We start from the raw sequence: 13633 nt of genomic DNA, 5'->3' as shown, positions 1-13633 counted from the left end.
CTTGCTTAATCGTGTTTGGAATTGTATATCTAACTAATAATTATTCCTATTCCTATTCGTGATCGAGGCGTACATGAATAAGCGTTTATGCAAATTGAACCGACACGATATTACTAGCCAGCTTGGGGATATCCATCAGATTGTGGCTGCGCCAAAATTTCTTTGTCGCTCATGTGCTCGTTCATCATCGGATAAAAACACGCTGTGTAAGCCTGCTGCTATTCCGAGTGCATCGACAAAGCTTGTTTCGGAAGGGAAGAAACAACTGCGCTCTGGTACGTCAAATGGCATGACGGACAAAGGTAAAAAGGCCGCCAAGCGATCGGAAAAACAGAACAAGAAAGCGTTAAAAAAACAAAAAAAAGTACTGAAGAAGTTAGAAAAAGTGCTGAAACAGCAGCAAAAACTGTTAAAGAAACACCCTGCATTACAAGTAAAGTTTGCCGATGTGAATCAACGAATTTCTTCGGTTAGTGAACGTTCACTACAACGGCAGATTCACTAAAAACAGATAGTTTACTAAAAATAGATGGTTTACTGAAAACAGATGGTGAGTTAAACCGAGCCACGATAGCCCCTTTTTCAACAACAAAGCCCGCGATGATTGCGGGCTTTGTTGTTTTTAACGCTCAACCTGATTCAGTGAGTACGGCTGGCAGCGACTTTGCGCTTTACCCAAGTTTCATTGACCCACAGTGAGAACAAAATGATCACGCCGCCAATTGCAAGGCGGATTAAATCTACGTCGCGATTCCAAATCAGAATGTTCACCACTAATCCGGCGGGAACCAGCGCATTATTCATAATCGCTAATGCGCCTGCGTTGACTAAACAGGCTCCTTTGTTCCACACGAAGTAACCAAGCCCAGAAGCAATTACCCCTAAGTAGATCAAAATACCCCATTGCAAAGAGGTAGTGGGCAGTTTTTCACTATTACCAAACAGTAAAAATGCCACGCTTGCTACCACCAATGCACCTAAGTAGAAATAACCGAATACGCTGTGTTGCGCTAAAGTAATGGTCTCTTTTTCCATGAGGTATTTATAAGCCACTTGGCCGATAGCAAAACAGAGGTTAGCCCCTTGCACCACCAAAAAGCCCAGCAAAAAGTGCTCGTTTATTGCCGCAAATTTAATAAAAACGGCACCGATTACGGCAATGGCCGCCGTCACTAAGTACCACGGAGAAAAGCGGCCTTTCAGTAGATCGTAGATCAGCGTGACGTAGATTGGTGTAAACACCGTAAACAGCAAAACTTCAGGAACCGATAGCAGTAAAAATGATTGATAGTAGAAACAGTACATCAGGCCCAGTTGAATTCCACCAATGGTCATCAACTTAGCGATCAACGGAGCGGGAACGGTTTTAAACCTGATCAAAGGTAGAAATACTAAGCTCGCTAATGCAACGCGCATCCAAACCGCGAACCAAGAATCAACTTGACCGGCGAGATAAACGCCGATCAAGCTAAATGAAAATGCCCAAAGTAGGGTGACTGCAGAGAGATAGGCCATAACAAACAACGCTGAACAGTAAATAACCCGCAGTCTAACCGAGTTTTGGCTTGTCGTCAGTCGTGAAGTGGTATTACAAGCATGTCGACTGGCGAACAGTTAATCAGTTGCCGAGTGGATGAGAGTAACTTGCTCCAAAAATCTTGATGATGACCGCAGACCACCAAATCAACACTGAATTCGGCGATGGTTTCGCAGAGCTCATTACTAAGGTCGCCGCTGCCTACTAGTGTATGGCGGATAGGGTATTGCGCGTGTTCCGCTAAGGCTTGCAGCTGCTTTTGTGACGCTTCCATCGCGTGATGTTGAGTTTCTGCTAAATTGATATCAATGAGTCCGGTATACAGCTCGGCATAGTTGACATCAATATGAATGAAAGAAACGTCAGCATCGAGTGGTTTTGCCAGTGCAACAGCTTTGTCGACTAAGAGTTTACTGTCTTCTGAAAGATCAATGGCAACCAAAATATGTTGATAACTCATTGTATTATCTCCTGATGGGGTACTGATTAAAGATTAGCACTGAGGCCGAGAGTTTTTTGTCGTCGTGATCTCATATCCGCATACCTGACTCAAAGTGTTATGGTGAGGTTCATGGTATAGTCAATTCAAATCGTTACATAAACTAGGAGTCGACATGTTGTCACAAGCTATGGTTGAAAAACTGAATGAACAAATTAATCTGGAATTTTTTTCATCCAATCTATACTTACAAATGAGTGCTTGGTGTGAAGATAAAGGATTTGAAGGTGCTGCCGAGTTTTTACGCGCTCATGCCGTAGAAGAAATGCAGCACATGCAGCGTTTATTCACCTACGTGAGTGAAACGGGTGCACTGCCTATCCTTGGTGCGATCGCAGCGCCAAAACATAAGTTTACGAGCCTTGGTGAAGTGTTTCGCGAAACTTATCAACATGAGCAGATGATTACTCAGCAGATTAATAAACTCGCTCATGCGGCGTTCACATCTCAAGACTACTCAACGTTTAACTTCCTTCAGTGGTACGTTGCGGAGCAACATGAAGAAGAGAAGTTGTTTAAAGGGATTTTAGATAAGCTAGAGCTTGTGGGTGATGATGGTAAGGCGCTGTTCTTCATCGACAAAGACCTAGCCGCAATGGCAAAAGCCGGCTCATCTTCTGTAATGGATACCCAAGCTGTGTAATCGCAGCAGAAAGAGTATGAAGCGATCGTCTTTTTCTTTGGGTTCTATGCAAAGGTGTAGGGAGGAAAAGATGATCACTGGGGATACAATTTTATTTGCGCTAATGCTGGTCACTGGGGTTAACCTAGTCAGGTATCTTACGGCGCTACGCTCACTTATTTACATCATGCGTGAAGCTCATCCATTGCTTTATCAACAAGTGGATGGCGGTGGCTTTTTTACCACTCACGGTAATGTCACCAAGCAGGTTCGTCTTTTCCACTATTTGAAAGGTAAAGAGTATCACCATCACCACGATCCCCTATTTACGGGCAAGTGTGATCGCGTTAGAGCGCTGTTTATCTTGTCGATGTCATTGCTGGCGGTGACAACCTTCGCGGCTTGTATCGTATAACTGAGCCAGTCATTGTATTGATTAAAGGAGCTATCGTGCTCCTTTTTTATCGTCTGTATAAAGTCATCGACTTATTTCTTCACTATTATGCATCTTCATTGTGCGGCGACTATTATTAGCAAGAGCAATCGAAAGGAGAAAAATAATGGATGAAAAAGCACTGCTCGCACGTTTGAATGAGTTACCTCGTATTCAACAAGTATTACAAGAACTACTCGAAATGGTTAATAAGGAAGAGGTCGATTTTGGTGCGCTCACAAAAAAAATTGCCATGGAACAAGTGTTGAGTGCGCGGCTGCTTCGCCTTGCAAATTCGGCACATTTTGGCGGAAGCCGCACAGTGGCCTCTATCAATGATGCGGTGATTCGTGTCGGAAGTGGCTCGGTGAGAACTATGGTGGTGGCATCGGTATTATCCAGTGCTTTTCCTAAAATTGACACCTTGGATCTGCAGCAATATTGGTCCGATACCTTTGAAATTGCCATTATCGCCAGCAAACTGGGGGCCGCTTGTAAACTCGATGCCAATAGCGTTTTTACTACCGGAATATTGCACAACATTGGCCAATTGATGATCCACACATTAGCGCCGCAAGAAGCGTTGAAAATTCGCCTTTGTGTTGATGCTGGTGAAGTTGAACTAGAAGCACAACAGCAAATCATCCATACCGATGCGAATGTACTGGGGGCGAAGCTAGCCAAAGCTTGGAAGTTTCCTGATGAGATGGTCGATGCGATCGCCTACTCTGCGCAGCCAGAAAAAGCGCAGCTTTCACCAAAACTTGCCCGTGTATTGCATTTTGCCCGTGATATCCACCATCAATGGGATATCCTGACCGAAAAAGAAAAACGCTTATTTCTGGCTGAGCACCCAGATGCTCGTGTGCTGGCAATATCTGCCACATTTGCTGAAACAATTGACGCCGTTCGCGGAAAAGGGCGCGAGCTTGCCGAGCAGCTCGTCTAATACCGTCGCTGGTGGATTAACCTTGTCTTCACTCAATTAGTCGTTAAAATGTCCCCCATTGATAAGGATGTACGCCACCAGCGCTGCATCCTTTTTGTTTGTCATTAGGTGCGTATGCGTCTAGTTAAATGAAGGTGAAAGCATGAGTCAGTCGTTTGATGTTGTCGTTATTGGTGCTGGCGCCGCCGGGCTAATGTGCGCCGCGCAAGCTGGCCTGCGCGGGCGCAGCGTATGCGTTCTCGATCATGCCAAAAAGCCTGGCCGTAAAATTTTGATCTCAGGTGGCGGTCGCTGTAATTTCACCAATTATGAACTATCGGCCGCCAACTACTTATGCCGCAATCCCCATTTCGTTAAATCAGCGTTATCGCAGTACAGCCAGTGGGACTTTATCTCGCTGGTCAGTAAATACAATATTGCGTTTGAAGAGCGCGATCATGGCCAGCTCTTTTGCCTTGATTCGGCGAAGGACATCGTCAATATGTTGCTAAAAGAGTGCGATTTACCGACGGTCAAGCAGCGTTATCAAGTCGAGATTCAATCGATAGATAAGGTGCCAAACGGCTTTCAGCTCACCACCAATGACGGGCCGATCGAGTGCCAGTCATTGGTAGTCGCAACGGGCGGCTTGTCGATGCCCAAGCTTGGTGCGACTCCTTTTGGTTACAAAATTGCAGAGCAGTTTGGACTGGCGGTGATCCCAACCACGGCCGGGCTCGTGCCTTTTACACTGCATAAACAAGATAAAGAAGATTTCGCCGAACTGGCCGGCATTGCCATTCCAACTGAAATCACTACTGAAGATGGCACTGTGTTTAAAGAAGCACTGCTGTTTACTCATCGTGGTTTATCTGGGCCAGCGGTGTTGCAAATTTCTTCTTACTGGAAAGCGGGGCAGAAGGTCAGTATCAACTTAGTGCCGGAAGTAGATATCGAGCGGCTATTGAATGAATCACGTGAAGCACACCCAAATCAAAGCTTAAAAAACACACTCGCGAAAGTACTGCCTAAGCGTTTGGTTGAAGTGCTGATTGAGCGTAAAGCTTTTGTCGATAAACCGCTCAAACAGTTAAACCCACACGAAATAACCGTTATCGCACACGACTTACAACATTGGCCGATTCTTCCCAATGGTACTGAAGGTTATCGCACAGCCGAAGTCACATTAGGTGGCGTAGACACCGATTGCCTCTCATCGAAAACCATGGAATGCAAATCGGTTTCTGGCCTCTATTTTATTGGTGAGGTAATGGATGTGACGGGCTGGCTTGGCGGCTATAATTTCCAATGGTGTTGGTCAAGCGGCTATGTCGCTGGACAGTGGGTGTAAGTGTGTAGAGAAGACCCAAAAGGGGTGACGAGGATCACCCCAAGGATACAAACTTTATTATCTCTACACCGTGCTTTCACGAACGGACTAGCCTGTCTCATTTGTAGGCGTTGATAGCCTCACTTGCCCGCAACGGGGCAAGGCGTTGTTCAAAGAAGGTCGGCTGATTTTTGCACCAGACGCAATATCAGGAAAATCTTCTTGCTCCTATATTACTCAAGCGAATGCGTCTGCATATCAAATGCTTGGTTCTTTGTACTTACCCTTTGATATCCAAAAATCATAAAAAGTTCGCGCTATCCTTCTGCTTTTTGTTTACTCGAAGATTGAACATAGCAACGGCTTTTTCATGCTTATCACTTTTAGCTCAAAGCATGTGATTCGATATGCTGTAAAAGTATGAATAAATGTGCATTTTATTGAACCAGTAAACGGCTAAAAATCATATTCACAACGGATGTAAACTCATCTGGATGAAATCAATCTTCTACATTTACTCACAAATAAAGACATGACCTTTTACTCATCCTCACGTCCAATAAGATGCATCTCTATACATCATACCGCGGTGATAATATAGCGCCTTCCACTGTGCTGACTATGGTTCGCTTAGATATCGTTTGAACAAAGCCTAATTTTATAAGGATTTGAAATGAAAACATCTTTTACATTTACGGAGCCTCAAAGCTATTCCCTCGAACGGGCAACATCACTACAAGAACCATTCTTTGTTAAACAGGTAAAGAATGTACCAGTCAGTGCAACGCAAAGCGCTTTGGAGCTTCGCCAGCGCCGGGTAAAAGATATGGATGATAATCGGTTCCTCTCTGAACCGAGTGATAAAATTAACTTATTAAAACATGTGCAAGAGAAGCTATGCCAAGGGGTTACGCCTCAAGAACAACCAAGCGCCTTTGTTGTTACAGGGCAAATGGGCGCTGGGAAATCGACCGCGATAAAAGCATGTTCGTCACAGCTCAAGAATAACTGTGTGGTGGTTGATTATGATGAACTGAAAAAATACATTCCAGGTTATTCGGAGTTATCAAGCAATGGGCACCCAAGCACGGTGTCAAACTGCCAACAAACGGCGTTGTTTCTCTGCGAAGGTTTAATAAAGTACGGACTTGAAAAAAAATTCAACATGGTGATACAACGCTCCATGTTAGATCAGCAACACTCAATATTACACGTTCTGGATGACTGTAAAAAACATGGCTTTAAGACTCATTTGACGGTGCTGGCCGTTGATAAGTCGTTAAGTATGATGGGGGTTTTCACAAGGTATGAGTCAGCACTTAAAAGTATTAGAGAAGGAAAGTTAGTCCCTGATGGTGCTAGAAGAACGCCATTGAACAAACATGATGAAGCTTATAGCGATATGGAAAGTGTCGAGAAGTTTCAAGAGCTTCTTCCATTATTAGATACGATCACTGTGACCTCAAGAGCGGGAATAGAGCTCTATACAGGAAGAAATCCTGACGAAATTGTCAAAGCTTTACAAGATGGTCGAACGGCTAGTAAAAACGATAAACATTTACAGATGGAGGCATTTAACACTCTAATCGGGCTAGTGTGGTATAACGTCCAATTCCCCAATTACGACTATAACTAAGTGGTCGATTCTGTCGAAACCTTTGACGTTTTAAGTCTAGATACCCTCTGATAGGTCAGTGTATCTAGAGGCCGTTACCTGTACGTCAAGAATAAGTTTTGCGATAGAAGCCATCCTTAGCGATAAATGTCACTAAAAAGCACTGTCAAACCAATGGATAGTTTTTTAGAAAAAAGAAGAGCTGCACAGGTTAGCCCTTCTTTTTGTTGTGTGGCAATGAGTTGCTTCTAGCTGGATTTATTTTGTTTATAGCGGTCAAAGATAACCGCCGCGAGCAAAATAGTTCCTCGCACTACGTATTGAGAAAAAGGTGACATATTCAGTAGATTCATTGCATTCTCTACCGTACCGAGGATGAGCACACCCGCAATAACGTAAGATACTTTACCTATCCCGCCTTTGAGCGATACCCCACCGAGCACACAAGCAGAGATGACCACTAACTCAAAACCGACGGAAGTCATCGGCTGACCGCTGGTCATACGCGCGGCTAAAATAACCCCAGCGAGCGCAGAGATAAAGCCAGAGATAGTGAAAATGATGATTTTAGTTTTTACGACGTTGACACCCGCTAATCGTGCGGCTTCTTCATTACCGCCAATCGCTAATGTATTGCGCCCATAAACCGTACGATTTAGTAAAAAGGCAAAAATAGCGAAGGTGACTATGGTTAACCAAATTGGCGTTGGGATACCAAGTAAAGAGGAGTTACCTAGGGTGAAGAAATGTTCTTCAGTGATCCCAACCGCCTTACCGTCAGAGATGATATAACCAAGACCACGAGCTATTTGCATCGTTGCGAGAGTCGTTATCAGCGCATTGATCTGCAATTTGGCAATAACGAAGCCATTTAGCAAACCAAAGAGTACACCTGAAAGTAAGCCTGCGCCGATACCCAATACCACACTGCTGGTTGCGTTAATCGCCACCGCCGTGACTACGCCAGAGCAGGCAATAACCGAAGCAATCGAGAGATCTAAATCCCCGCAGGCTAGGCAAAAGAGCATGGCGCACGCAACCATGCCGCTCATGGAAATAGCCAGACCGAGCCCTTTCATATTAATGAATGTAGCAAAATAAGGGACAAATAAACTGCAAAGCAAAAATAGCCCAGCAAAGACCATCAGCATGCCGAACTTATCCCAGATGGAAGAGAACTTAAAAGAGCGAGTCGGGCTCTCGGTATTGTCTATTTTGGTTGAACTCGTTACAGCCATTAGGATATTCCTTTTTACGCAGCGACGTCGTTGCCAATCATGGCAAGACGTAACGCAGATTGTTCGTTAAATTCAGTTCGTGTTAATTCACCAGTTACTTTGCCATCTTTCATAACCAGTAATCGGTCAGCGATACCAAGCACTTCCGGCATGTCACTAGAGACAACTAAGACAGTCACGCCATTTTCTGCCAATTTGAAGATCAACTCGTATATCTCCGACTTAGCGCCAACATCAATGCCGCGCGTCGGCTCATCTAGCAAAATGACGCTCATATCGGTAGATAACCAACGACCAAGGATCACTTTTTGTTGATTGCCACCGGAGAGCTCGCCAATGGGTTGATCTAACGAAGCGGTTTTGACGTTTAATGACTGGTTTTGTTTGAGGGCATTGCTCGACTCCCACTGGAAGTTGATTAACCCGCCAAGCTTTAGATGCCATGGACGAGCGCTGATGTTGGTGTTTTCTTGCACCGATAAAATAGGCACGATACCGTCTGCTTTGCGATCTTCAGGGCATAAGGTAATGCCCGCCCGAATGGCATCTTCAGGTTTAGTAATCCGTATTTTTTGTCCGTGAAGATAAACATCGCCCGCGGTGGCTTTTTCTGCTCCGAAAATCAAACGGGTAAGTTCCGTTCTGCCCGCACCGACCAGACCAAACAAACCTAATATTTCGCCTTGCTTTATTTCTAGCGAGAGAGGAGCGGTGAGCCCTCTGCCCATCAGGTTTTTAATCGCTAATCCACTTTGACCAAGAGGACGAGAGCGGTAGTTGTAAATGTCATTGATTTCCCGGCCAACCATTAACTCAACCAAACGGTCATGAGTGAGAGTCGAAAGGTCATAACAGGTTTGCACATGAGTACCATCTTTGAAGATGGTGATTGCATCACACAGAGCGAATATTTCTTCCATACGATGAGAAACGTAAAGAATGATTTTGCCGTCGTCGCGCAATTCGCGGATCACTTTAAATAGGTTTTCAATTTCACGTTGAGACAAGCTGCTGGTTGGTTCGTCAAAAGCGATGATGTGTGCATTGCGACTTAGCGCTTTGGCAATTTCAACCATTTGCCACTGACCAATAGAAAATTCTTTTAATGGGCGAGAGGGGTCAAAATTTTCCCCCAAGCGCAATAACTGTTTACGTGCGTTGCGATTGAGGGTTTCGGTATCGACCCGGCCATGTTTAGTGGGAAGTTGTCCTAAGAAAATGTTTTCTGCCACGCTGAGTTCAGGAACCAAATTAAGCTCTTGATAAATAATGGCGATACCTTGCTCTAATGCGTCAACCGTCGATTGAAATGTTACTGGATGCCCATCAATGAGCAGCTTGCCGTGAGTGGGTTGATGCAGCCCGCTTAGCGTTTTCAATAGAGTCGATTTCCCGGCCCCATTCTCTCCCATTAAGGCATGAACACTACCGCTGTTAACGCGAAAGCTAATGTCGGTCAGTGCCTTAACACCCGTAAAGTGTTTTGATATTTGGCAAAACTCTAAGCAAGAGTGTGAAGCTGCCATAGTCTGTACTCCTGTTTACTTCGCGAAAGCGGTACGAAGAAGCTGTACCGCTTTTAGCCATTGACGACGAACGCCTTACAGGCCTTTCTTCGCCAGTTCTGCTTCGTAGTTGTCGCGAGTAATTAAGACAACGTCCGTCACTTCAACGAATTTTTGTGGTTCAACACCGTCTTTCACCCATTTATAAAGTGATTCGATGCTTTTGAAGCCGTGTACATCTGGGCTCGGTAAAAGAGAACCATAGAACCCTGTTGGTTTCGATTTAGCTAATTCACTGACAGCATCGACGCCATTAATGCCAACACCAATCACATTACTTGCGTTAAACCCTTGTCCTTCTGTCGCACGAACGCCGCCGAGAACGGTATTGTCGTTCATACCGACGATAAGCCACTGCTTGACCATTGGGTATTGCACCAGTAGCGAGTTTGCTGCATCCAGAGCGCCAGGGATGTCATTTGCTTTGGTTGGCACGCGGTAAATTTGGTTGGATGGGAAACCCGCTTCTTTCAGTGCCTTAATCGAACCATCGACACGACGACGCGCGGTATCCAGCTCGTCTGCGGTTATGGCCATAACGCCCGTTGTTGCGGTATCCCAGTTACGTTTTGTCATCTCTTTGTACAGTTCAGAACCTTGGCGATAACCAATTTCACTGGCAGCCATCATGACCAAAGGCACGTTTGTCATTGGTTCGCCTTTCGCATTAAGGAACTGGTCATCAACCGTGATGACTTTCAAATCGTAGCTTTTTGCTTTAGCCATAATTGCAGGCCCAAGCTTAGGGTCAGGTGTGCAGATGACAAAGCCTTTGGCGCCACTTGCCGCTAGCGTATCGATAGCGTTCAGTGTTTTTTCTCCATCAGGCACCGCCATTTTGATCACTTCAAAGTTATATTGCTTACCGGCTTGCTCAGCAAAATTCCATTCTGTTTGGAACCAAGGCTCTTCAGGTTGTTTTACCAAATAACCTAATTTGAGTTCATCGTTGCTACCGAAAAAGGCATTAGCAGAAATACTGAATAATGCGGTTCCGGTGAGTATTGCGGCAGCGAGTGTGGTTTTTATGCTTTTCATCTTATTTGTCCGTCCACTGGTAGGGTTGTTTCATCTCCATACTTAAGGAAGTTGACGAGCTTTGAAGTGATGAAAATCACAGCAGAAAAATGTAGCGTTTTTGTCCATTTATGTAGCGAGGTAGGGCATGAAGTACCTCTCACTTTTTATAGTTTTATGTGTTTAATTTTATATGAACATCGGCTATTTAGTGTTTTTATGCGCTTTTTTTTCTGGAAAAAAGCTGAAGTGATGATTTTAAAACCATTAGCACAGAATGAGTGTGTCGACTAATTTATCCATATTTTTAGCTATTGGGTTCATGGTGATATTGACGTAAGACCGTTATAAAAATAGGCAGTTAATCGGTCTGATGTGGAGTGACCATGAATAATTTGAATATAGATTCACCTTACGTGATCGGCTTAGATTTTGGCTCTGATTCTGTACGAGCTTTATTGGTGAATGCTCGCAATGGTGAAGAGGTTGCGTCTGGCGTGGCTAACTACCCAAGGTGGGTAAAAGGACAATACAGCGACTCGAACCAATCTCAATTTCGTCATCATCCTCTTGATTATATTGAGTCTCTGACCATTGCTGTCCGAGAAACGTTGGCGCAGGTTTCCACGGAGATCGCACAATCTGTTGTTGGCATTGGCGTGGACAGTACGGGTTCGACTCCAGCCCCTATCGATAAAGAGGGCAATGTGTTGGCGTTGCTTCCTGAGTTTGAGCATAACCCCAACGCCATGTTTATCTTATGGAAAGATCATACTTCCGTGACCAAAGCGGAACGCATTAATGAGCTGGCCCATTCACACACATTTCCAGACTACACCAAATACATCGGGGGATTGTATTCATCGGAGTGGTTTTGGGCGAAAGCCGCGTGGGTAGCGGAACAAGATGCAGGGCTTGTTCCTTATATCCATAGCTGGGTTGAGTTGTGTGATTGGGTTCCAGCTCTCCTTGCAGGGTGTCAGCATCCTACAAATTTACGCCGTGGTATTTGTGCTGCAGGGCATAAAGCGATGTGGCATGAAAGCTGGGGCGGTTTACCTTCGCAAGATTTTTTATCGGCCATTTCTCCCACGCTCGATGACATGCGAGATCGAATGTTTACTGAGGTATACACCTCAGACCAATTAGCTGGGCATCTGAGTGCAGAGTGGGCGCAGCGGCTAGGCTTACCAGAGGGAATTGCCATTGCCATTGGTGCTTTTGATTGCCATATGGGCGCGGTAGGCGCTGGCGCTGGCGAACATGACTTAGTGAAAGTTATTGGTACGTCAACATGCGATATTTTGATGGTGGATGCACAAAGTATCGGTGATCGAACCATTCATGGAATATGTGGCCAAGTCGCGGGTAGTGCGATGCCAGACTTAATGGCACTGGAGGCTGGGCAATCAGCATTTGGTGATATTTATGCTTGGTACAAACGTGTGATGTTGTGGCCAATCGCGCAACTGGCTAAGCAAAACCCACAATTAGGAATTGATCTGGACGCCGCTGAGGCCTTGTTAATTCCTCAACTTACGGCGAAAGCACAGTCAAAACGTCTGCAACTGGAAACGCCTCTTGCCTTAGATTGGCATAACGGGCGGCGAACGCCTTATGCCAATCAACGTCTCAAGGGCGCAATCACGGGGCTGAATTTAGGCTCTAGTGCACCAGATATCTTTGCATCACTGGTGGAATCAACGGCTCATGGCGCGAAATCAATCGTCGATTGTTTCGTTGAGCAAGGTGTCGAAGTGAAACGTGTCATCGCCATTGGCGGAATTTCTCAAAAGTCACCATTTGTGATGCAAACCTGTGCCAATGTCATTGGGCGAGAAATCGCCGTTGTCGCTTCAGAGCAGTGTTGTGCATTAGGTGCGGCCATTTTTGCAGCTGTTGCGGCCGGGGTTTATAGCGATGCCGATCAAGCTCAAACTCAAATGGCGAGCCCAATCTGCGATGTTTACTACCCAGATGCTGATACCAAAGGAACCAGCGAATGGCGTTATCATGCTTATCGCCAGTTAGGGCAGCAGATCGAACAATTTTCTGAATTCTTGTTGGCACAGGAGCGTACTGATGAGTGTTAAGACTTCTCTAGGCTTCAATTTAGCCAGCGACCCACAAGCAAAGCAACGTCTGAGTGAGCTTCGGCAGCAAGTATGGCAAGCCAATATGGCGCTACAGACCCACGGTTTAGTTACCTTTACTTGGGGCAATGTATCAGGCATTGACCGCTTAACAGGGTTAGTTGTGATTAAGCCAAGTGGTGTCGAATACGAAGCACTCAATGCCGACAATATGGTGGTGGTTGATCTGAATGGCTTGGTTGTCGAGGGCGATCTTAAACCCTCTTCTGACACGGCTACCCATTTGGCCTTATATCGCGCTTACCCAGAACTTGGCGGCATTGTGCACACGCATTCTCCTCATGCCACCTCTTGGGCTCAAGCAGGTAAAGCCATTCCAGCATTGGGTACTACTCATGCTGACTATTTCTACGGCAGCATTCCCTGTACTCGCCCCTTGACCAATGCCGAAATCGCAACCGACTACGAACACCATACAGGCAAGGTCATCATTGAAACGATCAGTGGTGGTGAAGTGTTGGCCATTCCTGGGGTTATTGTTAATGAACACGGCCCATTCAGCTGGGGTAAGGATGCTGATCACGCCGTTCATAACTCAGTTGTCATGGAGGTTGTCGCCAAAATGGCGCTGCAAACTTTGCAGATCAACCCTCAAGTGACATTCATCAATCAAGCCCTACTGGATAAACATTACTTACGTAAACACGGAGCTAATGCTTATTACGGTCAAAGTAATGTAAAAAATAAATAAGGGAT

General features: G+C 45.3%; 13 protein-coding genes. 8 read left to right on the top strand and 5 right to left on the bottom strand.

Annotated elements, in window-relative coordinates; all coding sequences use genetic code 11:
* The first annotated feature begins 58 nt into the window (after positions 1-58).
* Positions 59-505, top strand: coding sequence for a hypothetical protein (locus tag DD616_RS07100; RefSeq protein WP_013855620.1), 447 nt, complete (start codon positions 59-61; stop codon positions 503-505).
* Positions 506-639: 134 nt separating this feature from the next.
* Here DD616_RS07100 and DD616_RS07095 read toward each other — a convergent pair whose 3' ends face one another.
* Positions 640-1515: a carboxylate/amino acid/amine transporter gene (locus tag DD616_RS07095; protein WP_088733018.1), complete on the bottom strand. Its 876-nt coding sequence runs from the start codon at positions 1513-1515 to the stop codon at positions 640-642.
* 56 nt (positions 1516-1571) lie between these two features.
* Positions 1572-1997 carry a universal stress protein gene (locus DD616_RS07090; protein ID WP_010319581.1) on the bottom strand — a complete coding sequence of 142 codons (426 nt, stop codon included), beginning with the start codon at positions 1995-1997 and terminating at the stop codon, positions 1572-1574.
* Positions 1998-2151: 154 nt separating this feature from the next.
* On the opposite strand from DD616_RS07090, the gene ftnA reads away from it, so the two are divergent.
* From ftnA to DD616_RS07065, 5 genes are all read left to right on the top strand, one after another.
* Positions 2152-2679, top strand: a complete 528-nt coding sequence (gene ftnA, locus DD616_RS07085; RefSeq protein WP_013855622.1) for a non-heme ferritin — start codon at positions 2152-2154, stop codon at positions 2677-2679.
* Positions 2680-2749: 70 nt separating this feature from the next.
* Positions 2750-3073 (top strand): universal stress protein UspB, encoded by a 324-nt coding sequence (gene uspB / locus DD616_RS07080; RefSeq protein WP_010319583.1) that lies wholly within the window; start codon positions 2750-2752, stop codon positions 3071-3073.
* 145 nt (positions 3074-3218) lie between these two features.
* Positions 3219-4040: an HDOD domain-containing protein gene (locus tag DD616_RS07075; RefSeq protein WP_019282127.1), complete on the top strand. Its 822-nt coding sequence runs from the start codon at positions 3219-3221 to the stop codon at positions 4038-4040.
* A gap of 142 nt (positions 4041-4182) precedes the next feature.
* A complete protein-coding gene (locus tag DD616_RS07070; protein WP_208872119.1) occupies positions 4183-5370 on the top strand; it encodes a BaiN/RdsA family NAD(P)/FAD-dependent oxidoreductase in 1188 nt (395 codons plus the stop codon).
* A 652-nt stretch (positions 5371-6022) separates the two neighbouring features.
* Positions 6023-6985 (top strand): zeta toxin family protein, encoded by a 963-nt coding sequence (locus tag DD616_RS07065; RefSeq protein WP_208872118.1) that lies wholly within the window; start codon positions 6023-6025, stop codon positions 6983-6985.
* A 227-nt stretch (positions 6986-7212) separates the two neighbouring features.
* Here the strand turns inward: DD616_RS07065 and araH are convergent, their stop codons facing one another.
* The 3 genes from araH to DD616_RS07050 form a co-directional block, all read right to left on the bottom strand.
* Positions 7213-8202, bottom strand: a complete 990-nt coding sequence (gene araH, locus DD616_RS07060; RefSeq protein WP_013855627.1) for an L-arabinose ABC transporter permease AraH — start codon at positions 8200-8202, stop codon at positions 7213-7215.
* Between the two features lie 14 nt (positions 8203-8216).
* Complete coding sequence (gene araG, locus DD616_RS07055) at positions 8217-9728, bottom strand: L-arabinose ABC transporter ATP-binding protein AraG (protein ID WP_013855628.1); 1512 nt, start codon at positions 9726-9728, stop codon at positions 8217-8219.
* A gap of 75 nt (positions 9729-9803) precedes the next feature.
* Positions 9804-10805: an arabinose ABC transporter substrate-binding protein gene (locus DD616_RS07050; RefSeq protein ID WP_047690318.1), complete on the bottom strand. Its 1002-nt coding sequence runs from the start codon at positions 10803-10805 to the stop codon at positions 9804-9806.
* A 365-nt stretch (positions 10806-11170) separates the two neighbouring features.
* Here DD616_RS07050 and DD616_RS07045 point away from each other — a divergent pair, with 365 nt between their 5' ends.
* Together DD616_RS07045 and DD616_RS07040 are read left to right on the top strand one after the other, a co-directional pair.
* Positions 11171-12877, top strand: coding sequence for a ribulokinase (locus tag DD616_RS07045; RefSeq protein ID WP_208872117.1), 1707 nt, complete (start codon positions 11171-11173; stop codon positions 12875-12877).
* A complete protein-coding gene (locus DD616_RS07040; protein WP_269148126.1) occupies positions 12867-13628 on the top strand; it encodes an L-ribulose-5-phosphate 4-epimerase in 762 nt (253 codons plus the stop codon). The genes DD616_RS07045 and DD616_RS07040 overlap by 11 nt, the downstream gene beginning before the upstream one ends.
* Positions 13629-13633: the final 5 nt, after the last annotated feature.

Source organism: Vibrio anguillarum, assembly GCF_003390515.1.
Lineage (GTDB): Bacteria > Pseudomonadota > Gammaproteobacteria > Enterobacterales > Vibrionaceae > Vibrio > Vibrio anguillarum.
This window is presented reverse-complemented; position numbering and strand designations above follow the sequence as displayed.